We start from the raw sequence: 25,716 nt of genomic DNA on the forward strand, positions 1-25,716 counted from the left end.
CATGGCACAGGAATTCACTTTTACCGTTAACGGCGTCGAGCACACGACGACCCAAAACAAACCGCTGCTGCGCTACCTGCGCGACGACCTGCACATCCATTCCGCCAAGGACGGCTGCTCCGAGGGTGCTTGCGGCACCTGCACCATTCATGTGGACGGTGCGGCCGTCAAGGCCTGCGTGCTGACCACCGCCCTTGCCGCCGGCCGCAACATCGTGACTGTCGAGGGCCTGCCCGAGGACGTGCGCGAGGCCTTTGTGTACGCCTTTGGCGCCGTGGGCGCCGTGCAGTGCGGTTTTTGCATCCCCGGTATGGTCATGGCAGGCGCGGCGCTGATCGCCGAGGACCCCGAGCCCACCGAGGAGCAGATCAAGTACGCCATCCGCGGCAACGTCTGCCGCTGCACCGGCTACAAGAAGATTATTGAGGGCATTTCGCTGGCCGCTGCGGTGCTCCGCGGCGAAAAGCAGATCGACGAGGACCTGGAGCGCGGCGACGACTACGGCGTGGGCAAGCGCGCCTTCCGTATCGACGTGCGCAAGAAGGTGCTCGGCGAGGGCAAGTACCCCGATGACATCGACGAGCTCGATCAGCCGGGCCTGACCTATGCCAGCGCCGTGCGCTCCAAGTATCCGCGCGCCCGTGTGCTTTCCATCGACACCTCCAAGGCCGAGGCCCTGCCCGGTGTGGTGGGCATCCTGCGCGCCGAGGATGTGCCGGTCAACCAGGTCGGCCACCTTATCCAGGATTGGGACGTCATGATCGCCCAGGGCGATATCACCCGCTGCGTGGGCGATGCCATTGTGCTGGTGGTTGCCGAGGACGAGGCGACGCTCGAGAAGGCCAAGAAGCTCGTAAAGATCGATTACGAGCCGCTGGAGCCCGTGCGTAACATTGTCGAGGCCAGGGCTGCCGACGCCCCGCGCCTGCACGACAGTTTCTTTGCCTTTGGCAACACGGTGGAGCTCAAGGACAACGTGTGCCAGAGCCGTCACGTGACGCGCGGCGACGCCGCCAAGGCGCTGGCAGAGAGCGCGTTCACCGTGACGCAGCGCTTTACCACGCCCTTTACCGAGCATGCCTTCTTGGAGCCCGAGTGCGCCGTCGCCTTCCCGTACAAGAACGGCGTCAAGGTGCAGTCGACCGACCAGGGTGCCTACGATACGCGCAAAGAGTGCGCCCACATGTTTGGCTGGGATAGCGAACCCGAGCGTGTGGTCGTCGAGACCATGCTCGTGGGTGGCGGCTTTGGCGGTAAGGAGGACGTTTCGGTCCAGCACCTGGCCGCGCTCGCCGCATATAAGTTCCAGCGTCCTGTGAAGTGCAAGCTCACGCGTGCCGAGTCGCTCGCTTTCCATCCCAAGCGCCATGCCATGGACGGTACCTTTACGCTGGGTTGCGACGCCGAGGGCAACTTTACCGGCCTGGATTGCGAGATCAACTTTGACACCGGCGCCTACGCGTCGCTGTGCGGCCCGGTGCTCGAGCGCGCCTGTACGCATGCCGTCGGCCCCTACAAGTACCAGAACACCGACATTCGCGGCTTTGGCTACTACACCAACAACCCGCCCGCCGGCGCGTACCGAGGCTTTGGCGTTTGCCAGTCCGAGTTTGCGCTCGAGAGCCTGATCGACCTGCTGGCAGAGAAGGTTGGCCTGGATCCGTGGGAGATTCGCTACCGAAACGCCATCGAGCCGGGCGAGGTTCTGCCCAACGGTCAGATTGCCGACTGCTCCACGGCGCTTAAGGAGACGCTGCTCGAGGTCAAGGATGCCTACTACGCGCATCCCGGCCACGCCGGCATTGCCTGCGCCATGAAGAACGCCGGCGTGGGCGTGGGTCTACCCGATGCCGGCCGCTGCAAGATTCGCGTCGAGGATGGCCGCGCCGTGGTCTACGCCGCCACGTCCGACATCGGCCAGGGCTGCAACACGGTCTTTTTGCAGGACGTTGCCGAGGCCTGCGGTCTGCCGCTGAGCTGCATCGCCAACGGCGAGTGCTCCACCGAGAACGCTCCCGACTCCGGCACCACGTCTGGCTCGCGTCAAACGGTCGTGACCGGCGAGGCCGTGCGCGGCGCCGCCTTCCTGCTGCGCGATGCTATGGTTGGCATCGAGGCCGGCAAGCCTGCACCCGATGCTCCCGTGAGTGCGCACGGCGACGGCGTCAAGATCGAGTATGACGACGGTCGCGCCTACCAGCTGCGCACACAGGAACTCGTCGCCGGCCAGGGTATGCATCCTCAGGACCCTGCGGCCACCATCAAGGCGCTCGAGGGATGCGAGTTTGGCTACGTGTATCTGGAGCCGACCGACAAGCTGGGCGCCGATGTTCCCAACCCCAAGAGCCACATCTGCTACGGTTTTGCCACACATGTGGTCATTCTGGATGATGACGGTCGCGTGAGCGAGGTCTATGCCGCACACGATTCCGGCAAGGTGGTCAACCCCATCTCCATCCAGGGTCAGATCGAAGGCGGCGTGCTCATGGGTATGGGCTATGCGCTGACCGAGGACTGGCCGCTCAAGGACTGCGTACCCCAGGCAAGGTACGGCACGCTCGGACTGTTCCGTGCGCCCGAGATTCCGGATATCCACGCCATCTACGTGGAGAAGGACGAGCTGCTGCCCGTGGCATATGGCGGCAAGGGCATCGGCGAGATCGCAACGATCCCCACGGCGCCCGCCGTACAGAACGCCTATCGCGCATTTGACGGCAAGCTGCGTCCAAATCTGCCCATGGTGGATACGCCCTACAGCCGCGTCCGCAACCGCGGGTAGGGTAGGGCGCGGACGGTCATTGCTGACGGGCCGTTCGCGCTCAACATCAACTGCATAAGCTGTGCCTTTGGCTCCGGCTCCATCGCGAGCCGGAGCCTTTTGTTTGGAGCGGAAACTGCGACCCGGAATTGGCGCTCAGAATGGGATGCAGTTTCTGGATCGGCTCTCAGGCGGAAACTGCGACCCGGAATCGATGCTCAGAATGGGATGCGCTTTCCGGTAGAGCCTCTGGCGGAAAGCGTGTCCCGGAATTCGGCTCCAGAGTGGGACGCGCTTTCCGGTTGGAGCTTCAAACGGAAAGTGCGTCCCGGAATCCGCGCCTGGAATGGGACACACTTTCCGGAACAGCCCTCAACCGGAAACTGCGTCCCAGAATTTTGCTTCAGAGTGGGATGCCGTTTCCGGCTGAACCCTCTGGCGGAAAGTTCATCCCAGAATTGACGCTCGGAGTGGGACACGGTTTCCGGATCGGCCCTCAGCGGAAAATGTATCCCAGTTTGAGCGTCTATTCCGGGATGTAATTTCCGCTGGGCGTTCAACCGGAAAGCGTGTCCCGTTCTAGGCCTTGATTCCGGGATACGCTTTCCGCTAGGCATGCCATCTGGAAAGCGCGTCCCGTTTTGAGCACTCAGTCTGGGACATGGTTTCCGCGGGTGCTGCCAACCGGAAAGCGTGTCCCGGTTTGGTAGGCAGGCGGGCATAAGCTCGGTAGCCCCTACAGCTCAATATCGTTGAGCCATGTCGGCAGCGCGGTCTGCCGGATGCCTGCCGTCTGCAGCTTTTTCGCGAACATGCCTGCCGAACGGACTTCGTTCATGGTAAAGCGCAGCAAGGGATGACCGTAAAGCGATAGATGCGCCTCACGCTGTCGTTCGGCAACGAGCGCCTCGGCGGTGGTGCGTCCGGCCAGCATGGTCTGGTCGGTATATTTGATGAGCCCATCGAGTTCGCCCAGCGTGAGCTCCCTGGCTTGACGCTCCCAGGCAAAATCCGTTCGCATGCTTTCGGTCGAATCGAAGGGATCCGTCAGCTCGTATTGAAGTTGGTCGGGTGCAAAGCCGGTCTCGATCATGACGGCTCGGGCGACCGATTCCCCGCCGCTCTCGGCGCGGGCGTCGGCATATCGAAGCGTTGTGAGGGCGGTGCGAATCGCGCGACCATTGCGGGCAGTCGCTCGTTGCTCAACGGCCTCCATCAGCTGTTCCGGCGCAAGGCCGAGCTTTGAGATCGCCGAATCGGCAATGGGCATGCCGTCGGCAAAACCGGTCTGCAACAGACAATCCGTCACCGTTTGAATGGGCGGCGTTACCGATATGCCGGACAGGCGGATTGCTCCGACCGGCTCGATCTGATGCCGCTGAATATGCGCGCCCGGGCGAGCCGACGGCTTGGTGGCGCTGCAGACATGCACGACATTCAGGTGTCGCCACGAGACCTCGAGCCCCAGCAGACAGGCGGCCGAAAACGAGCAGAACGTCCAATCGGGGTGGATGATCGCAAGGGCGCGGAGGATTTCGCAATGGCGTTGCGCTCGGTTGAGTTCATTCCAGCGCGTTTTTCGCGCAAACAACCCCGGCATGGGCGAGACAACCGTGCCGCCGGTGCGCCGAAGGAGCGCTTTTCGGATCGCCGAGCTCGGGGGAATCAGACAGCGCCCCTCTTGTTCGGCTTGAGTGAGCAGTTGGTCGATGAGCTGGTCATTGCAATGGGTCATGAGCTACCGCCTCCTTTTGGGTAGCAAAAACGTATCAGCTGGAACTTGCCGCTCAGCTGACCAAAAGCTGACCAAAATCTAACCATGCAGGTAGATGACCTGCTTTTGGCGACATATTTCTTGTTTGAATCGGTGGGCGGTAATCGGCGACCGTGAACGGTAGCTAGATATGAAACCTTGGTAAGTTTAGGGACGTGTACTTTTTTAAAAAAGAGCATTCTATCTGCTGTTTTGTGTTTCTGGATCGCATGTTTGAAGGCATGTGATAAGGGCGGCGGACTGTCGCCTTGTATCTGCGGAAACTGTGACCAGGAATTGCCACTCGGAATGGGACGTGCTTTTCGGATCGCCCTTCAAGCGGAAACTACATCCCAGATTTCGGCTCCAAACCGGGATGTGCTTTCCCGGCGGCGTCTCTGGCGGAAATTGCACCCCGGAATGAGCGCTCAGAGTAGAACATGCTTTCCTAACGAAGCCGCATGCGGAAACTACGTCCCGGATTCGATGCTCAGGACGGGATGCCGTTTCCGATAGAGGCATGGGGTGGAAAGTCTCCCATTTCTAATGTTCAAGAAATGGGAGGCAGCTCATCGCGAGCTGGGCCTTTTGTTTGGAGCGGAGGCAGCATCCCGGAATTCGGACAATCCGGTGGTCAGGGGTTGAGCGAGCGTCGCGCTAAGGATGCCAAGCGTAAAACCTTCAATGAACATAGCGTAAAAACTACATCCGCAACGGCGTAAAAACTACATTGGAAGTAGCGTAAAATCCGCATTGAGAATGGCGTAATTTCGTATATCGCATGATCGCCCGAGCTTGCACACGGCCTTTTGCGAGCTCTTGCCATGAACGAGAGCCAGGCTGTCACGTACAAGACGCTCATAAAGGACGCCTCGTACGGTGAGGCGGGCCCCGATGAGAGGACCATCGCTTCGTACTTGGACCTCTTCAACAGGCTCAAGCTGACCGAGGACCTGTGCGGATGGGAGCCGCCCATGCGCTCGAAGGCCCGCGTTCGCGTGCGCCCCAAGCGCTACTTCTGTGACCCGTCACTTGCGGCGGCGTTGCTGGGGGCTACCCCTGAGCGGCTGCTTGGCGATATGCAAACGCTAGGGATGCTCTTTGAGAACCTCGTTCTGCGCGACGTGCGCGTGTTCCTTTCCACCTACGGCGGTGTCGACAACAGTGTCCATTATTTCCGAGATGAGAAGGGCCTTGAGGTCGATCTGATCGTTGAGCACGACGGGCGCTGGGGAGCCATCGAGGTCAAGCTGAGTGATGCGAAAGCAGACGATGGAGCGAGAAATCTCAAGGCGCTGGAGAGGAAAGTGCTCTCCAATCCTGCCGCCCAGAATGCCGCGCCGGCGTTTTTGGCGGTCGTGGTTGGAAAGGGGAGCATTGCCTACACACGCGACGACGGCGTGGCGGTGATCCCCATGGCGGCACTTGGGGCGTAGTGGTCTTGCGGGGCGTGCCGTGCTTCCTTTACCGAAAATCCATTTGGTAAACCAGATACTCGCGGATAGAATAAAGTCGACGGCAGCCCAAGGGTGATAGCTGGGCAGCGCCGTTACTTAGTTCAAGGGGTCAATGCCTTAACGGCGTCGACCCCTCTTGTTTTGCTTCGAATGCTGCTTGAGTGCCTCGGAAAGTTCGATAAGCGCCGTGAAGAGCGAGACCAAAGCAACCAAGAGCTCTACGAGCTCTGATGGGCCCGGGATGACCTCTGATTCAAGTCACCGGGCCTAAATCTTCTTCATGCATTTGAATAGAGCGGGCGACTCTCTTGGGGTCGTTTGCATGGCGTGTGCTTGGCGCATGGTATTGCGCCCCGCTTTCATGTCCGCACGGGCGCCTATCCTTACGGCAATGTAGCCGCCTATGTAGCAAGCGGCAGGCAACGGAGAAAGGCCCTAACCGTGTCAGCTGAAAAGACGCCGGGTATCTCGGCTATCGATACGACGAACTTTGCGCGCCAGATTGTGCTGGACTTTGAGTTTGCGCTGGTGCCAAAGCAACGCCAGCGCCGTGGGCTGCGCAATGAGATTATCGAGGTCGGCGCCGTCAAGCTCGATTACCACGGCAACGTTATGGGCGAGTTCTCGCAGTTTGTGCAGACGGAATTTACCGAAGGCGTTGCGTTTCCCGTCCGCGAGCTTACGGGGATATCGGCTGTGGACACCGCGATGGCCGATCCGCTCTATGTGGTGATCAAAAGGCTCAGCGATTGGATCGGCCGCTACTCCGCCCAGGTGGTCTGCTGGAGCGGGGCGGACCGTCGACAGCTTTTGACCGAGTGCCAGGCAAAGCACATCGATCTTTCCGCATTTCCTACGGACTGGGCCGACCTGCAGGCGTTTTACACCTCGATCATGGACGTGGGCAGCCACGGGTGCGTCTCTTTGAGTGACGCGGCGACGTGGTTTGGCATCGAGTTTGACGAGTCGACGGGCCACGCCCACAGCGTCCTAGCCGATGCGCGCGTGACTGCCAAGCTGCTCAAGCAAGTGATGGACGGGGACTACCGCGTGAGCCCGCGCGCTCAGGAGATCCGTCAACGGTGGGGGATGGGCGAGCAAGCCCAGACGTGCCTCTCCAGCAAGTGCCCCGAGCTGGGAGACCTGCTGCTGAAGCTGAAGGCAGAGGGGAGGTAGGCAGGGCTCCGGAATGAACTCTGACTCAAGTCATCGGGCCCAAATTCTTTTTGCACGCCATTTTCATGGGCTGAATAGTGCCGAGATTCAATCGCCGAAGGCGCTGTTAGTGGGCTTGCGGGGCCAGTTATCTTATTTGCCTGCCATTTCCATGCTGCCCTACCTGTAGGCTTAATTAGCTTTGGTCCCTCTCCGACATCAAGATGGACTTAACCCTGGTGTCAGGTATGGATACCGCTCTCGTTTGTTTGACCTTCGCCGCGCGCTCTGCCGCCACGAGAGCCGATGCGTTCTCCCGCCTTCTGACCTCGACGGCGGTGGGATAATAACCGCAACTACATCCGTCCCATTAGGAGCTGCCTCATGTCTTTCCTAGACCGCCTCTTCGGTACCGAAGAGGCCGATGAATCCGCCAATGACGTTGCCGCCATCGCGCTCGCACAGGAGCAAGCTCTCTCGAGGATATCCGAAAATGAGTTGGTGGCTCTCAAGGGTTCTGCAGTGAGGACCGCTAGGCTTCCTGTAGGAAGCAAGGCTGCTATCGCGGCAGATGCTCTCATACCGTTTGGCGCCAACGTCGCACAGGGCGTTAACGAGATCGGCATGGCGATGGTCAGGTTCCCAGAGGGCGTGGGCTGGGCGGACCTCTGCTCACGCAAGGCACCCGAATGGGATGGTTATAAGCTCCTTTCCAGTTTTGGCAGTGACGGTAAGTTCAACGAGATGGCTGGTATCAAGCAGGCTGGTCTTCAACCCGCTGCGGTGGCAAACCTTGCGCTTCAGGGTGCCGCGGTGGCGGTGGGCATGGCGTATATGAACCAGATAAACGAGAAACTTGACGGTCTTCAGTCCGGCATCGAGGCGATTCAGCGAGATATGCAGCGCGAGCGCGATGCCGAGCTCAAAGCGGCATATGACGCCCTTGATCGCCTTACTCTCAAGTGCCAGGAGTACGGCGCCAGCGCCGAGAAGCGTCAAGTCGCGCTGCAGATTATTGAGGACGCACAGCGTGAGGCAAACAAGGCGTGGAACTATGAACTCGAGTGCATGAAGGACTTTTCAGCCGAGGTGCGGGCAAGGAAGCGCCTCTCGGCGGAAAAGATAGCCGAGGAGGCGGAGAAGCTCTCCGCGATGGAAACGCGAGCCGCCGTGGCATTCCAGCTTTTCGTTATGGCTCAGCAGATAGGCATGCGTTTCGAGGGCGACTACACGAGGCAGAGAATTGAAACCGACGGGCAGATAACAAGACGGATGGCGGACGGGTTTTCTTCCGTTCGAGGGGAAGCGAGGCTCGCTCTTTCGGAGAAAATCTCCAAAGTGGGAGGAAAACCGCTCGCTATCGCTGAGCGCTCGGAAGACGACCGTGAGGTCGAGAATGTTGTCCTGGGGCTGCTCCGCAAAGCGGGAAAAAACGTGAACCGCCTCAACCCGATGCGCATGCGCGCTAAGGCGAAGGCGGACATCTCTGAGAAGCGCGCAAAGCTGCAGGATGTGGTCTCAAACGAAAACGTTGTCCGAGAAATTGCCGAACGAAATGAAGGGGAGCTCGAAACGATAAACTTCGCCTTCAATGAGGCTGACACGATTGTCATCGGACCCGACAACGCCACAATTTTCAAGGTGGTAGAGGAGAATGCCGAGACGGGCGATGATTCTGAGGAAGTGATTGTGTAGATATCTTCGAGATGGGGCGCATGTAGGGCTTAGCGCCAGACCTCCAACGCCTTGTCCGCAAGCCATTCTGCGCGTTCGGCGATGTCGTCCTCGTCCCAAGACTCTTTCTCCAAGGCGCCGGCCATTGTCGCAAGGCCGGCGGCGCAAAGGACAAGGCCGTCCTTGTTTCCCTTTCCTTGCTTCTTGGTGGTCCAATCGGCGTCACGGATGGAGGCGTTGAGCGAATTCGTGATGATGGCGAGGTTGCCGAGCGTGAGGAGTTTCTTGTCCCTTCGCGCCGCGGCCTCCTCGTCTAGGGCTCCCCATTTGTTGCGCCACTTCTTGGGCATCATGTGCTCGAGGGTGTACTGGTTGAACCCGAGTAGGGCCGTGCTGCTCATGCCCGGGCGTATGGCGCTTTCCAACAGATAGAGGACGCCCTTGGACTGGATGTTGTACAGGTGCGATTTCTCGAACGCCGTCCGAACCTCGTCATCGCTGGGCATGCACGTCGTCGCCTCGTCATTGGCTCCGAGAGCTTTCCTTAGTGCCTCCGCGTCCTTCACCTCGTTCAGGATCAACGAGGTGAACAGCTTGTTGTAGTTCTTCGTGGTCGCCTGAACCAGCATTCGGCGGACGATGTAGCTCTCAAGCAGGGCATAGACCTCAGACTCCTTGTTCGGAGACTCCGCGTTCTTGCGAACATAGAGCACGTATGGGATGAGCGTTGAGTTCTTGAGGCCGAATATCAGCACGTTCAGGCGCTTGACGCCGGGGGCGGAGGGGATGTCCGCGTCGCAGCAGCTTGGGTCAAAGGTGGACTCGAACACCTTGGCATACGCCTTCATGCTGTCGAGTATCTCGTCCTTGTCGCCGTTGCAGTACTTGCCGATGAAGTCCTTGTAGGACTGGAAGAGGTTAGACGTACGCGAATAGAAGAGCTTGTCCTCGGTCGTGACGCCGCGATTCTTGTCTTGAACCAGGATCTGGAGGAATGCGTCGAAGAACAGGTCGATGAGCGTGCGCTTGATGCGTCCGGTCACGACTTCCTGCTCCCAATACTCCCTCTTCTCCGCTGTGGGTTCGAAGACGTCTTCCCAGCACTCCTTGAACGCCTGCTCGTTCTCGCAGTTGAAGAAGTAGTTCTTGAGGAGCTCTGCCGTCGTCAGGCGCATCCCGAGCGAGTTGATGGTGTCGAATATCTGCTGCTCGTCCTCGCCTTCGGTGAGGTCGATGCAAACGAACTGGACATTCGACTTGATCGTGTTCCTGTCGATTTTCTTTGGGTCGATGTTCTTGAGGAAGTAATTGTAGGCAAGGATGATGGCCGAGGAGCCCTCGAGGGGCTTGCAGCTTGCGGCGCTGACGACCTTCTCGAAATCCTCCCGGTCGTACTTGCCATGTCTCAAGGCGACTTTGCCGGTTTCCAGGACGAAATCTCGCTCAAACAGCCTGTCGGCGTCGATTTTCGCGCAGAGTGCCTTGAAGAAGATGACCATGGTCGTGAGGCGCTGCTGGCCGTCGATGACGGTGCGAACCTCGGAGACCTCGGACCAGGTATTGCCGGAGGAGGCTTGCTTCAGAATGATGGAGCCAAGAAAATAGGGTCGCTTCGAGGCGGTGACGAACTCCATGTCGCCGAGGAAACGCTCCCATTGCTCTTCCCCCCAGACGTACGCCCTTTGGTAAAAGGGTATTTCGAGCAGGCGCGATCCGTTGAACACGCCACTTATCGTAGATTTTCCTGCATCCATCCTTAAAAACCTATCTATCCTTTGCGGTTATTGTTGGCGGGTCAATTTCGTCAATACACCGCTTTGCCTCTTAATGCTCCAGACCCTTAGCATCGGTAACGTTGAACGCAACCAACTCGGCTGCCGATGCCGACAACGCAAGTATCTTTGGAATGGGGAGAGCTTAACGTTTCATTCTTAGTGTTTCGAACCAAAGGCGGTTTCATCAACGCGCTTGAAAAAAACAGCTTTCTGTCATGTCTTCAGGCATGATGGAGTCAGGTTCTTTTAGTCAGGCATAGACTCTTCACTCGAAAGCTTGGTGACAGTTTCATCGGATGAATCGCTAATCTTATTAATGCCTTGAACTATATCTTCAATTAGTCCGCAAAAACCATCGAAGGCGCCAGGAGCAAGCTCACCAGAAGCACCACACTCAACCTTGTATTGGCAGCCTCGATGGAAATCGAGCGCCTTAAACAACTCCGTTGCCTTTATGTCATCCGCCAGCGGAAACACAGTGGGAGCGTTGCTTTCGACCTGCATCGAAATGCCGCCGCCAATGCCCTCAAGTTTAATCAATCGCTTCATATGCTCTCATCCTTTTGCGTATGGCCTCTTTGCCGCCGTCCATAATGTCGGCAACTTCTTCAAGAATCACCCCTGTGTCGTTCGACTCGAGACAACCAAAAGAAACATCTAAAGGTTTATCTGTCCCTTGCTTTAGAACGATTACATTATCAGCGTCCTGGTTGACTACGAGAAGAGGGCTGTGTGTGACAATGACGACCTGGGATCTAGAACGGAGGTCGTTAAAATAATCTGTTAGGTAGGAACTGACTCTATTGTTTGAGATGTTATCCTCCGGCTGATCGGCCATGAAGACAGATAGCGATGCCTGGGCGCTTGTAGCGTATCTGTAGTACGTTAACGACATCTCGCCAAGAGTATTTCCCATCTTTGCGCTTTCGACGTCCATAATTGTGTCGGTTACGCATTCCTGGGCTTTTATGAACTTATCGACCATGGCATCGAATGACGTTTCCCAAGGCTTTGCACAGCTTGGTATCGCGCTAGTTATATCTTCCACAGACTGGATTGAAAGCAGTTTGTCTATATTTTGGTACGCCTTGTTGAAGCATTGGAGGAAATCGCCCAAGAGGTCCGAAGAGTCGGAATACTTCGCACGCCGAACGAACTTAAATCCTTGACTCGGCTTTTGGGAAACTCCTGCGCCATTGTCTAGCACCGGAAAGACGGGCGGATTCTTTTCGACACTGCTTTGTTGGGCAAGCCAAACAACGTCGTCAACAAAAGAGCGCTTCGCCTTTTTATAAGCAGCCTTTTCGTTATCTTCTTCGCTGCTACGTTGTTCGGTTCGTTGATCGTAGGCCTTGATGGAGTTTGATATAATAATTTAATAGATTTCTAATTATCTCTTTAGATGTTCTTATATGCCGGTATAGCCCGTTACTTCGGGCTTTTCCGGCACTTTTCATATCGGAAGAACCTCACAAATCTTTTTATTACCCCTCATGTTTTCACTCTCAAAAGTAGTAAAAGTAGTAGTAAATTCTGCGTACTACTTATGCCGCCTTGGTTTCCTCGGCGTTTTCCGCCGCAGTTTCCGGCTTGGCCTCTGTGGTGGTTTTTGCCTTGGCTTGCAGCCGTTCCATTTCCTCCTGTGCGGAATGGAAAGTAGCGTGGGCGTAATAGTTCAGCGTCATTACAATGTTGGCGTGTCCCATGATGTACTGCAATGCTTTGGGGTTCATGCCCGCGTTTGCCATTCTGGTACAGAATGTATGCCGCATGGTGTGCGGCGTCATCACATCGGGCAGCGGCTCCTTGTGGCACTTGTTGTACTTCTTGGCAAGGCACTTGAACATGGCGTCATAGTTGACGGCGGTTTTGGGCAGGCCATCCCGGTTCAGGAACAGGAAGTCCTTATAACCATCAACCTTAATGCACCTGCCGTCCCTGCGCTTCTTCAACACGCGCTCAAACGCTTCATAGGCGGCTGCGCTCATCGGCACTTGACGGAATCCGCTTTCTGTTTTTGGCGCTTCGATATAGTAGCCGTCCTCGGTGCTTCTCAAAAGCTGGTGGTCTACATTCACAAAGCGCTTCTCAAAATTCAGGTCGGCTGGCGTCAGGCCGCAGAGTTCGGAAATACGAAGCCCGGTTTCCAGCAGGATCACCACCTCGTCATAATACTTGGCATAGACAGGATCGTTCTGCATGAAGTCCAAAAGCTCGTTTTCCTGTGTAGGGGTAAGCGGCACCTTTGGTACGGTATCGTCGTTGATAACCTCATTGATCTGGAAGTCAAAAGGATTCTTGCGGAGGCAATCGTCCTGTACGGCCATATAAAAGATGGCTTTTAAGGAACGCTTGCTGTTGCAGATGGTGTTGTAGGCAACGCCCTTTTCCTGCATACGCAAGGCCCATTCTTTTGCGTCGGACAGCTTCACGCTGTCAATGCTGGCCGCGCCCAGCTTATCTTCGGACAGAAGTTTCATTAACTGCTGGCGGCTCTTTTGGGTTCCTTTCCGCACATTCCCGCGCTGCCGGGTGTACTTTTCATAAAGCTGGCACACGGTCATTTTCTTGCCGATGGTGTCTATCCCGTCGTCAAGGTCTTTCTGTATCTGCTTGATCTTCTCGCGCAGGGAAAGACAGGGCCGTTTCCCGGCAGGTACTTTGTCGGTAGGTACTAACTTCCATGAGTAAACAAACTGGGTTTCTCCAAAGGTGTCAATGTATTTGTAAGCGTATCTTCCATCTGATCGCTGGCTCTCTCCAGACTTCAAAAGGCGGCCTTTGTTGTCCCGTCTTTTTTCATCTCGTTCTTTTCTTGGCATTTCGTCATGCTCCTTTCCATGACGGAAAGAGCCTTGACACGCTTATAACCTATTATAACACGAGCAAGGCCCTTTTTCACTATATTGTGTCAAGGGAATCAATAATTTTTTCAAACTGCTTCCGTTTGATCTGGATGCGGTTGCCGTTCAGGATCACCCAGCCAGCGGTGGGGTTTTCCTCGGCAAGCCGACGCAGTTTGTTTTCCCCGATCCGAAAATATTTAGACGCTTCCTCAATGGTGAGCGTGTATTTTTCCCAAATAGGCACATCGTTATTACTCATAACATGGCCCCCTTTCTTTTCAAAACAAAGGTTATTGTTGTGAAAGTGGGCAGAAAGTAACGGACGGCTGCTGGCACAGCTCCACGGGAATCTCACCCCTGCGTGGTTCTCACGCGGCCCTGCTCGTTGCCTGCGACGCTTCAAACGCTCGGACTACGACGGCAAGGGAGTATCATTGTCCTGTCTGCGCGTCGTCGCCCGCAGGCTGCCACACCTGCTTTACGGCCCGGTAAAATCGCTCCGCTTATCCCAATGAGGGAAAACCTCTTGGCGCACCTGCCGCCCGGCTCGGCGCAGACAGAATGTATCCGTCTGCCCTATGACGCGCCGCCATTGTCCTGCGGGCGTATTTGTCAAGGAGCAAAGGGGCCGCCGGGAAAACAGGCAGGCGGGGAAAGGGAAAGCCGCCTGTCTATGGCCGGGGCCTTAACCGTCAGTCGCCAATGGGACTAACGATGGAATGGATCAGCTTGATTTGCAATCGGCGCTTCATATACTCGTCAATGCAGATATGAGGCTGACCGCTGCCGTCATAGAGCGTCCGGGTACACAGCTTATTGATATAGCCGTCATAATGCTGCAAGACACGCTCCACGGCTTCGGCGTTACCGGCGCAGGCCGCGTCGATCACAAAATCAGGCAGAGGGCTTTTGCCCTTGTAACTGGATTGCTTCATCCGCGTTTAACCTCCCTCCGGCATGAACGCCATCAATTTTACACGCAGGTCTTTTAAGGTGCTTGTCCTGTGGCGCTGTACTGCGCTGCGGGACATTCCCATCAGGCGGCCAATTTCTTCGTCAGTCAAATCCAGAACAAAGCGGAGAATCAAAATACTCTGCTCGTCTTTTGGCAGGCTGGCAAACGCTTCGGCCACAAGCTCGTTGTCGATATGTAGGTCATAGCCATGCGAACTGAATGTAAAGCTGTCGCAGGAATACCGATCTACGGTCGAGAGCTTGTCCCAATCAGCCGGGGAAAGAGCGTCCAGCGACACTTCACGGTCGCGGCGGCACTTCATTTCCCGCAGATAATCTATCGCCTCATGGTACAGAACCAGCTTGCAGTAGCGGTCAAACTGGCCCCATTCACCGTATTTGCGGGGGATCGCTTCCATCTTCTCACCCCCTTTCTATGGGGGATGTGGTGGTTCTCTCCCTTTCCGCCAATAGAGCGAATGGAATCTCTCTGGCTGCCCGCTAAACGCCTCCTTTTTTCACTTTTTTGAAATTTCTTTTTGCGCCGGATAGCAGACCGCAGGAAATAACAAAATTCGCCCGGCAGATCAAAGACCCGCTGGGCGAAACAAAAAGCAATATGTTCTTTTCCTACATAGTATAGTACATACGCACAGCCGCTTGTCCCCGCTGCCGGGGGACGGCTTTTTTTGACAGGCTAACCCCTGTCGGAATTTGTCGAAGTAGTTTTCGTTGCATGGCGGCTCCCTCCTAAAGCCGCCATGCCAGAACACGGTGCAGGGGTCGTCGAAGCAAAAAGAAACGGCGGCCTTGATCTACTCAAAACCGCCGTATCCGTCAGTGATACAGGAAAGCGCACGAAATCCTCTGCCCGTCAGCGGTTTTTTTCTTTTCCCCGCTGTGGAGGCAGATGTTTGAATATGCAGGTATGTTTCATGCCGCAAAGGCCACAAAACATACCATGTTAGTCATTCAATTTGAATTAGAGTTCAATTCTTGCTTTCGATGGCTTATCTTCACAATAGATAACTTTAATCGTTGTTCCCTTGTCAGGGACTTTGTTTCCTGCGCCAATCCATTTTCGGCAGATGTAATCTTTGCCGTCTATCGTATATTTGACCTTGATAGTATGCGGAAAGGCTGCGCCATCCATCGCATGAACGCGGGCAGGTTTACGATTCACTTTTAACCACCATTGTTTTATAACTGAAATTACAGTTCCCATTGTTTCTTTTTCCATAAGTTATACCTCCAATGATATTTTTGATTGATGATACCTATTTTCTATTCAGCCTTTTCTTTGTTTGTAGTAAAAGCGGAACGCTGCTGCGCCGGTGGCCGCCAACTGTACCAGAATCAGCACAGCAAACAGACCGAAGCTCTCATAGTAGAACAGTTCATCCCAAAAATATAGTCTGTTCAAATGATGCCATTTATTGTATTCTAAATTTGTAGGTAAGCTGAACGGGTAACTTACCAAGGGATAGCGGCAACAGATGTCTATCTAACCATACTACCATTGAGATCGAAAAGTATGAATTGAAGAGTACAATAATAGGGTTGATTGAGGATCAACTTTTATTTTTTGTACCTTCATGTTAGAAGCCGTTGTGGACTATTACCTAAAAATAATAGATATAACACAAAGAGAATTATTCAATCTGTCCAAGCATAACAGGAAGGAAAAGATTGAAATTCCATAGGTAGTGGCTTCGTTGACGCGACTAAGTTCAATACGGAAAAATCGGTCTGCAGGTGTGTCAAACAGAAGACACTATTTTTTTATATCTGAGACCGATTGTTTCCGATACAATTTATGGAACATTCAGCACATCATGGACAAACCAAGTCTGAGCCGTGACCATAATGGCAAATGTGCAAATAGCAAAGAGAAGTACTTCAGCCACAGCATTGACACGGCTGGATTGAAGTTGCTTTTTCAGATTGGCAGGCAAGATTCTTGACAGCAGACAATAAACTAAAAATCCAATACAGGCTCCAGCGGTATTTGTCATCAAGTCATTGATGTCGGAAGAACCCCAGCCAAACATCTGGACAATTTCAACAGCCAAAGAAAACAGAAAGCCAGTCAATGCAACCGTCTTCATGTGATGATATTTCTTGTACAGCAGCGGCAGGAAAAATCCCAACGGGACAAACAGAATAATATTCAGAATGGTATCAATTGGCCCAGTTATCATACCGATAAATGGAGTCCAAGAAATGTTCGGGCGAAAGGTCATTGTGCTTGTAAAGCCGATGCCTGTGACGGTCAAAAGTCCGAATAAATAATAACCAAAAACAAACACTGCAGCGGTATGGAGAAAACTTTGTGTTCTCCCCAATTTTTTGAGCCACAAGAAATACAGTACGAAGACTGGAACCATAAACACATACCCACTAATTGAGCGGATGAGAATATCAGAAATTGGTATCATTATTATCTCCTTGTCAAATTCAAATTTATTGCCCATTCCAGCATTGAGCATTTTCTCATAAAGCAAACAGAATACTGTCATTAGTAACGACGGTATTCCCATAATGCTAATCGTAAGTCTAATTGTTCAATGTCGATTAGACATTCACTTTTACATTTTGGACAAAAGAGAGGAAAATTTTTAAGTACGGTATCTTCCCGAATTTTGTCGCGTGTTTTATTCCCGCAGACTGGGCAGCGGATGAACTCTGTTTTCTCCATATTGTTCACTCCGAATTGCGATCATTCTTTTTCTTATCCCGATATTTCCGTATGAGTTTATTACGGATAGGAACGCCAACACCAATCAAAAGCACAACTGCCAAAATTGTGAAATCCATACAATCACCTCACATTTCCTTATTCTTCATAACCCGAATGGACAAGAAGATTGAAACCGCATACATCACGACAATAGCAAAAACCGCAAGGAAAACGAGAAGTATCGGAGAAGATTCAACGACTGAAATAATTGAGTTCCCGATAGCTGGCATTTTAGAGAGAAGAAGTAAAGTCACCAAAAAACCGGCCACTGGAATATACATAAATACCCGTCCTTTGATTGAGCCGTACTTGTAATATCCCGGAATCTGGAACACGGTATAGAGTGCAAATAAGAATACTCCTGCAATAGCGGCAGTTACAATATCAAATACGCCAACTGTTTCACCCAGCACTTTCAAGACAAGCGGCTGTGCAATCAAAGAAATAATCAAGGAAAGAAGCCCCATTGCAAGGACAAAAACATAGCGTCCGATCACAAGCTCGCTTTTACGAACAGGTAAAATACCAAACAGACGATCCATGCTGTTTTTTTCTGTGATGGAAAAGGTATATCCCGTCGTCATGGCAATAAAGCACATAGCAAATGATACCCCTGTCAGCAAAGAACGATTGATTGCGGCAAACACAATCGGCAGGAGCAGGGTAAAGCAAATCGTCTTAAAATATGGTTTTACCAATGCAATATCTAATTTTGTGGATTTCAAAATATTACTCATAATCGTCACCTTTCTTGCTTGTAAACACTACAATTTCATCAATGGTGGCAGGATCAACGGTCAGGTTAGGGAAACCGCTAATATCTTCGGTTTTCATCAGAGCCTCAAATCCCGTAGGGAATGTACGAATACCAGCCGCCTTATTTTTCAGATCATCGGACAGTTCCTCAATTCCACCTTTTACAATGCGGAACATATCTACAAAATCATCTTTGCTGCCAGTAAAGTACAGCTCGCCATAACTGATGTAGGTAATATAATCGGCTGCACGCTCCAAATCGCCTGTGATATGGGTGGAGAACAAAACACTATGCTCGCCATCTTCAATATACTCTGAAAGAATTTTCAAAAGTTCATCTCTGGAAACCGGATCAAGTCCACTGGTCGGCTCGTCGAGGATCAGCAGCTTGGCGTCGTATGAAAACGCACAGGCAAGCATTAACTTCATCTGCATACCTTTGGAAAGTTCTTTTACCTTTTTGGTTGGTGCAATGTGAAATTTCCGTAACATATCCGCAAATTTCTGGCTGTCCCAATTTGGATAAAATACCGAAATGGATTTTTCAACCTGCGACACTTTCCAATCATCACTGAAATAATTTGTATCGAAAACAACGCCCAGCTCTGATTTTACTTTTTGTTCTTCTGCGATATTATCCAGCCCCATCACTTTGACTGTGCCACCGGTGCGCTTGAGCATATTCAAAATCAGTTTGATTGTCGTTGTTTTGCCAGAACCATTCGGGCCAATCAAGCCCATAATATATCCCTTTGGCAAAGTAAAGCTGATATTGTGAAGCTGAAAAGAATCAAAAGATTTTGAAAGATTCGTTACCTCTAAATAATTAGTCATCTGTTTTTACCTCCGTTAAAATGTCCAAAAGGCGATGTAATTCCTCTGTGGATAGATTTGCCATTCTTGCAGCTTTTATTGCTTCGGTGAGATTGTTTTCTACTTTGCAAATAAGCTGCTCCTTAATCAGTTCTGAACCAGACCCCATTACGAAACATCCACGCCCCTGCACATTTTTAACAAAGCCCTCTTGCTCTAATTCTGTGTATGCCTTTGTCACTGTTAAGACGCTGATCTTTAAGTCTTTGGCAAGTGTTCTAAGGGAGGGCAAAGTTTCTTCGGCTTGAAGCTCGCCAGATAAAATAGCCGCCTTGATCTGCTGTTTAATCTGCTCGTATATGGGGATGCCAGATACATTTGAAATAATCAGTTTCATTGCTACATCCTCCGTGTGTTTTAACTGTTATGCTGTTTATAATAACACCTTTAACCAACGCTTCCGAATTGACTTCCTCGAAGGAATCCTTGACTCTCGAGGATACGATTTCAAGCTGGCGCTTTGCCTCTTGCAGGTGTTTTATCTCTTCATCGGTGTAGTAGTTGGATCCCCTTCCAATTTCGGTGTCGATCTTGGTTGTGATGGTGGACAACGATTGGTTGGGTGCAGTCCATTTGTTTGTCACATTGGTGAAGTCTTCTGGGCAGGAAACGACGAATGAGTAAGTTGTACCTTCCAGGCTTGGCTGCAATGTAAGCGCAGATTCTCCGACAGCAGACATCTTCGTTGCAGCATTGATGTTTGCCGCAATTCTTGATTTCAGACTAGAAGAAAAATTGCGAACCGCATCTTCGAACGAGCTGTTAGAGACCTCCTCAAATAGACTGTCGTCGAACACCTTGCCGTTTTTGTTGTAATCACCTTGAAGCTGACCTTGCGAAACGAATTTAAGGTTTGCCTTATCCGGATGTCTGTTGCAGGAAAACTCAGTTCTGCTCTTGAGCGTTTTCACCCATTTTTGCTTCGGAGATTGCTCGGCCAGAAGTGTCAGCAGAGACGATTTACCTATTCCGTTTTCACCTATTATTACGTTAATCCCAGGACTCATTGGGATGGTAGCCCCACATAGCTTGATCTCAGAAATGTAATCGGGGCGCATGTCGTAGGCACCTGCCCGCAAGCGCGTATGCGGAGACGTAAGCGCCATCAGCAAGCCTTTGAAGGTTGGCAGCGCTCGCATTTTAGTGCAAAAGGCTTCCTTGGCTTCTGCCGCTTCATCATGCTTTGGATAGCAAGACCATTGATGGCAGTCGCTGCCAATCACCATCCGTGCCGGAAGCTCTAAATTGGAAAGCTCGCTTCGAAGGATCCCCTGGACAACGGGTTTGTTGTATTCAAGCGCGTCAATGTATCCGAACTTATAGGCGTTTAAACCATTGGTCGCTCTGCCGAGCGATCTCTTTTTCTGGCTGCCATTGAAGCCTGAATGCTGATGAGCAATCAGGATCGTATTCAGTTTTATCTGCTTAAGAAGCGCCTCGAATGATGGGATGTCGTAATAGCCGCCCTTATCTTTAATCAAGTTCTTTTCTATGGCCCTTTTGATACGAAGCCGATCATCAGCCGACTTCGCATCAAAAATCGTTATAACATGCGCGATGTCGCGATCTGGTTCGAACTTAACATCAAATTCAACGCCAGCAAGCAGGGACAGCCCGAGGTGGTCTGATTCGATTTTCGAATACAAAGCCTCATACAGCTGATCGTCGAAACGATTATGGTCGGTTATGGAGAACAACGTAATGTCGTTTTCCCTGAGCGCGGATAAAAGCACATGACTGTGCTCGCTATCGCATTCGCTAACCAAACCTTTCGGCTCTTTATATGCACTCGCTTTTGAGTGTATATGCAAGTCAACGTTAATGAGCTGATTAAGCATCTCTAAGCCTTCACCGCCTCGTACTGGTACGTTGTGCGCACGTTGTAGTGGAAGTCGTTTCCAAGATCAAGCGCCTCGAAATGCTTCTTGGCGCAGCCGATCTTGATCTTCTCCGCGTCGCGCAAGGCAGGCTCGCCGTTCTTGCCGCCCTTGGTCTCGGTCACGAAGTAAACACGGCGCTCGCCGTCGGACTCCTCGACATACGCCCAGTCGGGGTTGTAGCTGCCGAGCGGCGTGTCGATCTTGAACGCCGAAGGGAGCTTCGCGAACACGAGCACCTCCTCCTGCTTGTCGAGCGCCTCGGCAAAGGAACGCTCGACCCCTGCCGAGTCGTAGACCACGTAGTTGTACAGGCTCTTGCCAGCCATATCCGGCTTCCATGCGTTCTGCCCGAGATAGGCCGTGTAGTCGTCGAGCTCGAGGTCGCGCATGGTGTACCACTCGTCCTCGGGAAGGCGCACGTACTTGATGCCCTGGGCGATGAGGTCGTTCTTCACGCGGTTGATCTTGTCGCCGACCTGCGCGAGGAAGGTCGCGGGGTCGACCTCGAACTCGTCGAGGCGGCTGCAGCCCTCGAGAATCGCCTTGATGGTGCCGCGGGTGAGCCCGACGGCGTCCTGAAGTTCCGCGATCGGGTCGGGAAGATCGTATTTCACTTTGCCGGCAACGGAGACCACGGAGGTGCCCGTGCCCTCGGCGCTCACGCCCGCGTCGTCGATGCCCAGCGAGGCGCGCTCGCTCGTCACCTGGGGCGGGCGCACGGCGAGCATGCCGTCGACCGCCTCGATGGAGCGCTCGATGAGCTTGTCGGAGTCGACCTCCACCTGGAAGCGCGTGCGCTGGCGGATGCGGTCCCACAGGGCCTGGAACGCAGGGTCGAGTGTGACGTCCTTCTGCAGCTCGACCGAGACCTCCTTGGCCTTGTCGCGGATCTGGACCCTCTGGGACTTGTGGATGATGATCGCCTCGACCTGTTCCTTCGCCGGCTCGAGCTCGGCGGGAAGCTCGACCTTGCCCTCCTCGGCCGCGGCCTTCAGCTCGGGCGTCACCGCGCCCTTGCCGTCGACCATGCCGGTCGCGACGAGGTGGTCGAAGACCCGCTTCGACTTCTCGTAGCCCAGGCGCTCCTCGACGCCCTCTGGGCTCTTGACCGTGACCTTCGTGAAGCTCTCCGGCGTGATGACGCCGAACCTGAAGTCATCGGCCTCGAGCTCCTTCTGCAGGCCGTTGGCGAACTCGTCGTAGCTCTCGTTTGCAATGACGGTGAGCACGTTCGCCTCGGGGTCGTACAGGCGCTCGCCGTCCTGGTTCACGCACAGGCGCAGGCCGCGGCCGATCTTCTGGCGCTTGGTAAGGTTGTCCTTGGTCTCGACGAGCGTGCAGATCTGGAACACGTTGGGGTTGTCCCAGCCCTCCTTGAGCGCGGAGTGGCTGAAGACGAACGAGACGTCCTTGTCCGCGTCCTTGCCGTCCGGGAAGGAGATGAGCGTCTCCTTCTTCTGCATGATGAGCTCGAAGGCCCCGGCGTCGTCGGCGGTGCCGACGGCTCCCTTGGAGTCCTTGAACTTGCCCTTCTTGTCCTTGGCGAAGTATCCCTGGTGCACGGCGTGGGGGTCGCGCACCAGCGGGGCGCCGACGGCTTCGTAGCACTCGAGCCACGTGCCCTTGCCGATCCCCGCCGCCTTTGCGATGCGACGAGGCGCCTTCGAGTTCAGGGCACCTGCGTACTCCTCCTCAAACATCAGGGCGTACAGGCCGCCGTGGACTTCGGGCTCGTAGACGCGGTATCGGTCGACGCGGTCGATGGAGAAGAGCGAGAGCACCTTCACGCCGCGCGGCCACAGCTCGAACTGGCGGGCCAGGTGGTCCTCGATGGTGCGGCGGATCTGCGCGCGCTTGACGACCTCCTCGTTGACGTCGCCCAGCGCCTCGCCGAGCTCGAGCACCTCGCCGTTCTGGAACTCTATGAACTCGTCGCCCACTGCGGCGCCGATGTTGTTGACCACCCAGCCGCTCTCGTAGTCGCTGTTCTCGCCGCTCTTCTGGTAGAGGTCGTTGCCGGTCTTCACCGTGACGGCCTTGCGCTTCTGCGTGCCGTCGGCCTGGCGCACGTCGATGGACACCTTGGCGGAGAACGGGTCGGACTTGACGGACTCGAGCCTCACGTACGCGCCGTTGAGGTTCGCCTCGGCCTTGATCGAGTCCACGCAGATGCCCTTCACCAGGTGGCGCTCGAAGGCGTCGACCGGCGTGAGGCGGTAGATCATGTTGTAGGCCTGCTTGTGCGTGGCCGAGTAGCGCAGCACGAACAGCGGGTTCAGGCTCTTGATGGCGGCCTTGGCCTGCTTGGTGTTGTCGACGCTCTGGGGCTCGTCGATGATGACGACGGGCTTGCAGGCGCTCACGAGCTCGCGAGGGCTGAAGCCGCCGGTGAGCTTCTCGCTGGGACGGTGGAAGAGGTTGCCCTCCTTCGCGGTGCCATCCTTCTCGAGGCCCTTGTTGAACGCGTCGATGTTGATGACCATGACCTGGATGGAGCTCGACGTGGCGAAGTTACCCACCGGCCCCATGTCCTTCGAGTCGTACACGAAGTAGTCGAGCGGCGTGCGGTCGTAGAGCGTCTCGAAGTGCCTGCGGGTGGTCTGGAGGCTCTTGAGGACGCCCTCGCGGATGGCCACGCTCGGCACGACGATAACGAACTTGGTGATGCCGTAGCGGCGGTTTAGCTCGTAGATGGAGCGGATGTAGACGTAGGTCTTGCCGGTGCCGGTCTCCATCTCGACGGTGAAGTCTCGCAGGCGCCCATCGGTGAGGACGTCGGTTGCCGGGAGGCAGCCCTCCTCCTGCACGGCGTGCAGGTTGTCGAGGAGCTGGCCCGGCGCCACGCGAAGCTCGTTGCCGTGGCCGACCATGAGCTCGCCGATTGCCGTCTGGCCTTTGCGGCCGGAATCGGCGGAGAATACGCTGCCAATAAATTGTTGTCCGCGGAACAGGTCGCAGGTTGCTTCGATGGCCTCCAGCTGGTGCTGCTGGTCGGATGAGAACTTGAACTCGAGCGCCGCCATGCTAGACCGTCCTCAATTCGATCTCACAGCCCATGCGCTCGCCGGCGTGCTTGAAGATCTGCACGGCGTTGAGCTTGAGGGTGTCGTCGAGGACGGAATCGAGGATGAGAACGCGCCTGGGCTCCATGTCGGCGATGGCCTCGAGCGCCTCAATGGTGAGGCCTCGGGACATGCAGCAGACGAGCTCGTCGCAAGCGACGGACCAGATGGGATAGCCCGCGGCTTCAGACTTCTCGACGGGCAGCGTGAGCTCGAGGCCCCATTTGAGCATCATCTCGAAGACGATATCCATATCGGAGCGATCGGGCTTGACCACGTCGAAGAGGAGCTGACCGGGCTCGGGCTTCTCAATGCCGGACTCATCGAGCTCGAACACACGGAAGCCGATGTCGGGAAGCTGCTTGGGTCCCTCGCCAAGCTTGAGTTGACGGTTGGATTCCTCGAGCTCGGTTTTGATTTTGTCGCCTGCGCGGCGAATGCGTCCTTCGCCTATGTCGCAGAGAGTCTCATACCCGTCCTTGTAGGCGTCGCGTTTCGGGTCACAAGGCTCTGGAAGCTGGACAAGGATAAACTGATAGCGTTCATCTTTTCCGAGCTCCTGCAGGAACATGGCATGGGCGGTCGATGCTGAGCCTGAGAAAAAATCAAGCACAATATCACCCGTGCTTAAATGCTCATGTACGGTAAAGAAGCAAGCAACCGAAAACAATAGATAGACCGCCAGCACTACACTATTCCGAACCAAAGACCAAAAGATAAGCATTTTGAGAAAATCTAAACTTTTGGATTTTCCTACAATGCCGACTACGGCGGAATCCCTCCCACTCCTTATATATTTCTTTCTGTATACATTGAATTTGTATTTAGTAAAATGCAGACAACACCACGGATCGGCTTTTGGCTGGACAATTCCAACCAAACACCGCAGCAGACAGTAGAAACCATTCTGAACGTTAGGAAGCCGGTATGATTGTTACATATAAGGGGAAGAAAAATTTCTTTTAGATACTTGTTTTCCTAAAACTGATGTGATATAATAATTCAAGTCCAGAAAAGGAGTAAAAAATATGCGGCAAGGTATTCTTAAATAAAACTATAATCAAATAGTGGGAACAAAGGATTATGATAGTCCTTTTTGTAGGGGCTTAGTTTTTTGTACCCAATTTAAGAATACTTTTGCCTTATCAATTTTGACATATCCCCAAAAACAGCACTCACAAACAGGTGTATGCTGCATATGTGTATGTCCGCAAATTATCATCCCCAGTGGTAAAAGTATTTTACTGCTGGGGATTTTTATGCCCTTCGGGGCAGTAAAGGGAGGACAATCACATGAAAATAATCAATATTGGAATTCTTGCCCATGTAGACGCTGGAAAGACGACCTTGACGGAGAGCCTGCTATATGCCAGCGGAGCCATTTCAGAACCGGGGAGCGTCGAAAAAGCGTTGTGTTAGACCGCTTTGGATACTGGGACTTTTCCTATAATCTTTCTTGATTAAATAGCAGGCGAAAGCGAAGGAGCTCCTATGTTCACCAAGGATGATGCGTGTTGGATAATCGGCCTTTCCGCAGGTGCGGGCATTGGCGTATATCTTGATGGCGGCTGGGGCGTCGATGCGCTTGTCGGGCGTGAGACCAGGGCTCATAACGACATCGACCTGTTCGTTCAGCGCGGGGATTGCCAAAGGTTCGTGGATCTAATTGCTGATGAGGGGTTTTCCGAGGTGGCTGCATCTTTCACCACCGAAGATCACACGGTGTGGCAAGACGAGGCGGGGCGCATCGTCGACCTGCATTGCTTCGATTTCGCCGAGAATGGCGATATTCTGTTTCAGGGAGATCGTTTTCCCGGGGAGGTCTTTTCGGGGAGGGGGCGCATCGGCGAGGTGGAGGTGTCGTGCATCGACCCCGAAAGCCAGCTGTTGTTTCACTTGGGCTATCAGCATGACGAGCACGACGTCCACGATGTCATGCTCCTATGCCGTGAGTACGGTTTCGACGTTCCCGAAGAATATCGCTAGCTGTTGCTTTTTGCATCGGGGCACGACTTCAGCGCTTGCCGCAGATG

At 54.0% G+C, this 25,716-nt stretch carries 22 protein-coding genes and 1 pseudogene; 6 read left to right on the plus strand and 17 right to left on the minus strand.

What is annotated here, in order from left to right; translation table 11 throughout:
- Position 1: 1 nt before the first annotated feature.
- Positions 2–2,779 (plus strand): selenium-dependent xanthine dehydrogenase, encoded by a 2,778-nt coding sequence (gene xdh, locus DXD39_RS01920; protein ID WP_117802960.1) that lies wholly within the window; start codon positions 2–4, stop codon positions 2,777–2,779.
- A 715-nt stretch (positions 2,780–3,494) separates the two neighbouring features.
- On the opposite strand, the gene DXD39_RS01925 is transcribed toward xdh, so the two are convergent.
- Positions 3,495–4,493, minus strand: a complete 999-nt coding sequence (locus DXD39_RS01925; protein ID WP_117757090.1) for a hypothetical protein — start codon at positions 4,491–4,493, stop codon at positions 3,495–3,497.
- An 842-nt stretch (positions 4,494–5,335) separates the two neighbouring features.
- On the opposite strand from DXD39_RS01925, the gene DXD39_RS01930 reads away from it, so the two are divergent.
- The 3 genes from DXD39_RS01930 (at position 5,336) to DXD39_RS01940 (ending at position 8,818) form a co-directional block, all read left to right on the plus strand.
- Positions 5,336–5,947: an ATP-binding protein gene (locus DXD39_RS01930; RefSeq protein ID WP_233541078.1), complete on the plus strand. Its 612-nt coding sequence runs from the start codon at positions 5,336–5,338 to the stop codon at positions 5,945–5,947.
- A 462-nt stretch (positions 5,948–6,409) separates the two neighbouring features.
- Positions 6,410–7,144: a 3'-5' exonuclease gene (locus tag DXD39_RS01935; protein ID WP_158565391.1), complete on the plus strand. Its 735-nt coding sequence runs from the start codon at positions 6,410–6,412 to the stop codon at positions 7,142–7,144.
- Between the two features lie 363 nt (positions 7,145–7,507).
- The gene (locus DXD39_RS01940; protein WP_117802962.1) at positions 7,508–8,818 is read left to right on the plus strand and encodes a hypothetical protein; all 1,311 of its coding nucleotides are present in this window, start codon (positions 7,508–7,510) and stop codon (positions 8,816–8,818) included.
- Between the two features lie 29 nt (positions 8,819–8,847).
- On the opposite strand, the gene DXD39_RS01945 is transcribed toward DXD39_RS01940, so the two are convergent.
- The 16 genes from DXD39_RS01945 to DXD39_RS02025 all read right to left on the minus strand — a co-directional run bounded on the left by DXD39_RS01945 (position 8,848) and on the right by DXD39_RS02025 (position 24,296).
- Complete coding sequence (locus DXD39_RS01945; protein ID WP_117802963.1) at positions 8,848–10,551, minus strand: DUF262 domain-containing protein; 1,704 nt, start codon at positions 10,549–10,551, stop codon at positions 8,848–8,850.
- Between the two features lie 267 nt (positions 10,552–10,818).
- Complete coding sequence (locus DXD39_RS01950) at positions 10,819–11,121, minus strand: hypothetical protein (RefSeq protein ID WP_117802964.1); 303 nt, start codon at positions 11,119–11,121, stop codon at positions 10,819–10,821.
- Positions 11,105–11,620: a hypothetical protein gene (locus DXD39_RS01955; protein WP_158565393.1), complete on the minus strand. Its 516-nt coding sequence runs from the start codon at positions 11,618–11,620 to the stop codon at positions 11,105–11,107. The genes DXD39_RS01950 and DXD39_RS01955 overlap by 17 nt, the downstream gene beginning before the upstream one ends.
- 496 nt (positions 11,621–12,116) lie before the next feature.
- On the minus strand, positions 12,117–13,394 hold the full coding sequence (locus DXD39_RS01960; RefSeq protein WP_071441245.1) for a tyrosine-type recombinase/integrase: 1,278 nt from the start codon (positions 13,392–13,394) through the stop codon (positions 12,117–12,119).
- A gap of 79 nt (positions 13,395–13,473) precedes the next feature.
- On the minus strand, positions 13,474–13,677 hold the full coding sequence (locus DXD39_RS01965; protein WP_009296579.1) for an excisionase: 204 nt from the start codon (positions 13,675–13,677) through the stop codon (positions 13,474–13,476).
- A gap of 433 nt (positions 13,678–14,110) precedes the next feature.
- Positions 14,111–14,353, minus strand: coding sequence for a helix-turn-helix domain-containing protein (locus DXD39_RS01975; RefSeq protein WP_004611627.1), 243 nt, complete (start codon positions 14,351–14,353; stop codon positions 14,111–14,113).
- A gap of 6 nt (positions 14,354–14,359) precedes the next feature.
- Entirely contained in the window at positions 14,360–14,791 is a 432-nt protein-coding gene (locus DXD39_RS01980) for a sigma-70 family RNA polymerase sigma factor (protein ID WP_015554803.1), read from the minus strand.
- A 563-nt stretch (positions 14,792–15,354) separates the two neighbouring features.
- Positions 15,355–15,612, minus strand: a complete 258-nt coding sequence (locus DXD39_RS01985; RefSeq protein ID WP_071441246.1) for a sugar ABC transporter permease — start codon at positions 15,610–15,612, stop codon at positions 15,355–15,357.
- A 574-nt stretch (positions 15,613–16,186) separates the two neighbouring features.
- Positions 16,187–16,810, minus strand: coding sequence for a VanZ family protein (locus DXD39_RS01990; protein ID WP_025580950.1), 624 nt, complete (start codon positions 16,808–16,810; stop codon positions 16,187–16,189).
- 80 nt (positions 16,811–16,890) lie between these two features.
- Positions 16,891–17,070: a cysteine-rich KTR domain-containing protein gene (locus tag DXD39_RS01995; RefSeq protein ID WP_074021989.1), complete on the minus strand. Its 180-nt coding sequence runs from the start codon at positions 17,068–17,070 to the stop codon at positions 16,891–16,893.
- Positions 17,071–17,198: 128 nt separating this feature from the next.
- Complete coding sequence (locus DXD39_RS02000) at positions 17,199–17,849, minus strand: ABC-2 transporter permease (RefSeq protein WP_015542934.1); 651 nt, start codon at positions 17,847–17,849, stop codon at positions 17,199–17,201.
- On the minus strand, positions 17,842–18,702 hold the full coding sequence (locus tag DXD39_RS02005) for an ABC transporter ATP-binding protein (protein WP_004611597.1): 861 nt from the start codon (positions 18,700–18,702) through the stop codon (positions 17,842–17,844). Before DXD39_RS02005 ends, DXD39_RS02000 begins: the two co-directional genes overlap by 8 nt.
- Positions 18,695–19,078 (minus strand): GntR family transcriptional regulator, encoded by a 384-nt coding sequence (locus DXD39_RS02010; protein WP_015564335.1) that lies wholly within the window; start codon positions 19,076–19,078, stop codon positions 18,695–18,697. Before DXD39_RS02010 ends, DXD39_RS02005 begins: the two co-directional genes overlap by 8 nt.
- Positions 19,026–20,579 (minus strand): hypothetical protein, encoded by a 1,554-nt coding sequence (locus DXD39_RS02015; protein WP_117802966.1) that lies wholly within the window; start codon positions 20,577–20,579, stop codon positions 19,026–19,028. The genes DXD39_RS02010 and DXD39_RS02015 overlap by 53 nt, the downstream gene beginning before the upstream one ends.
- A gap of 2 nt (positions 20,580–20,581) precedes the next feature.
- On the minus strand, positions 20,582–23,644 hold the full coding sequence (locus DXD39_RS02020) for a type III restriction-modification system endonuclease (RefSeq protein ID WP_117802967.1): 3,063 nt from the start codon (positions 23,642–23,644) through the stop codon (positions 20,582–20,584).
- Between the two features lies 1 nt (position 23,645).
- The gene (locus DXD39_RS02025) at positions 23,646–24,296 is read right to left on the minus strand and encodes a hypothetical protein (RefSeq protein ID WP_199572099.1); all 651 of its coding nucleotides are present in this window, start codon (positions 24,294–24,296) and stop codon (positions 23,646–23,648) included.
- Between the two features lie 680 nt (positions 24,297–24,976).
- On the opposite strand from DXD39_RS02025, the pseudogene DXD39_RS02035 reads away from it, so the two are divergent.
- Positions 24,977–25,090 (plus strand): annotated as a pseudogene (locus tag DXD39_RS02035) (GTP-binding protein); the annotation flags it as partial.
- A gap of 84 nt (positions 25,091–25,174) precedes the next feature.
- Complete coding sequence (locus DXD39_RS02040) at positions 25,175–25,669, plus strand: nucleotidyltransferase domain-containing protein (RefSeq protein WP_117802968.1); 495 nt, start codon at positions 25,175–25,177, stop codon at positions 25,667–25,669.
- Positions 25,670–25,716 lie beyond the last annotated feature (47 nt).

The organism is Collinsella sp. TM04-29, from assembly GCF_003466565.1.
Taxonomy (GTDB): Bacteria; Actinomycetota; Coriobacteriia; order Coriobacteriales; family Coriobacteriaceae; genus Collinsella.

Excerpts from the sequence above, each read along its gene's own strand:
- DXD39_RS02015 (WP_117802966.1), bottom strand. The coding sequence starts at position 20,579 with ATGCTTAATCAGCTCATTAACGTTGACTTGCATATACACTCAAAAGCG.
- DXD39_RS01975 (WP_004611627.1), bottom strand. The coding sequence starts at position 14,353 with ATGAAGCAATCCAGTTACAAGGGCAAAAGCCCTCTGCCTGATTTTGTG.
- DXD39_RS01950 (WP_117802964.1), bottom strand. The coding sequence starts at position 11,121 with ATGAAGCGATTGATTAAACTTGAGGGCATTGGCGGCGGCATTTCGATG.
- DXD39_RS01995 (WP_074021989.1), bottom strand. The coding sequence starts at position 17,070 with ATGGAGAAAACAGAGTTCATCCGCTGCCCAGTCTGCGGGAATAAAACA.
- xdh (WP_117802960.1), top strand. The coding sequence starts at position 2 with ATGGCACAGGAATTCACTTTTACCGTTAACGGCGTCGAGCACACGACG.
- DXD39_RS01940 (WP_117802962.1), top strand. The coding sequence starts at position 7,508 with ATGTCTTTCCTAGACCGCCTCTTCGGTACCGAAGAGGCCGATGAATCC.
- DXD39_RS02005 (WP_004611597.1), bottom strand. The coding sequence starts at position 18,702 with ATGACTAATTATTTAGAGGTAACGAATCTTTCAAAATCTTTTGATTCT.
- DXD39_RS02000 (WP_015542934.1), bottom strand. The coding sequence starts at position 17,849 with ATGAGTAATATTTTGAAATCCACAAAATTAGATATTGCATTGGTAAAA.
- DXD39_RS01980 (WP_015554803.1), bottom strand. The coding sequence starts at position 14,791 with ATGGAAGCGATCCCCCGCAAATACGGTGAATGGGGCCAGTTTGACCGC.
- DXD39_RS01985 (WP_071441246.1), bottom strand. The coding sequence starts at position 15,612 with ATGGAAAAAGAAACAATGGGAACTGTAATTTCAGTTATAAAACAATGG.
- DXD39_RS02010 (WP_015564335.1), bottom strand. The coding sequence starts at position 19,078 with ATGAAACTGATTATTTCAAATGTATCTGGCATCCCCATATACGAGCAG.
- DXD39_RS01965 (WP_009296579.1), bottom strand. The coding sequence starts at position 13,677 with ATGAGTAATAACGATGTGCCTATTTGGGAAAAATACACGCTCACCATT.
- DXD39_RS02020 (WP_117802967.1), bottom strand. The coding sequence starts at position 23,644 with ATGGCGGCGCTCGAGTTCAAGTTCTCATCCGACCAGCAGCACCAGCTG.
- DXD39_RS01945 (WP_117802963.1), bottom strand. The coding sequence starts at position 10,551 with ATGGATGCAGGAAAATCTACGATAAGTGGCGTGTTCAACGGATCGCGC.
- DXD39_RS01925 (WP_117757090.1), bottom strand. The coding sequence starts at position 4,493 with ATGACCCATTGCAATGACCAGCTCATCGACCAACTGCTCACTCAAGCC.
- DXD39_RS02040 (WP_117802968.1), top strand. The coding sequence starts at position 25,175 with ATGTTCACCAAGGATGATGCGTGTTGGATAATCGGCCTTTCCGCAGGT.
- DXD39_RS01930 (WP_233541078.1), top strand. The coding sequence starts at position 5,336 with ATGAACGAGAGCCAGGCTGTCACGTACAAGACGCTCATAAAGGACGCC.
- DXD39_RS01990 (WP_025580950.1), bottom strand. The coding sequence starts at position 16,810 with ATGATACCAATTTCTGATATTCTCATCCGCTCAATTAGTGGGTATGTG.
- DXD39_RS01960 (WP_071441245.1), bottom strand. The coding sequence starts at position 13,394 with ATGCCAAGAAAAGAACGAGATGAAAAAAGACGGGACAACAAAGGCCGC.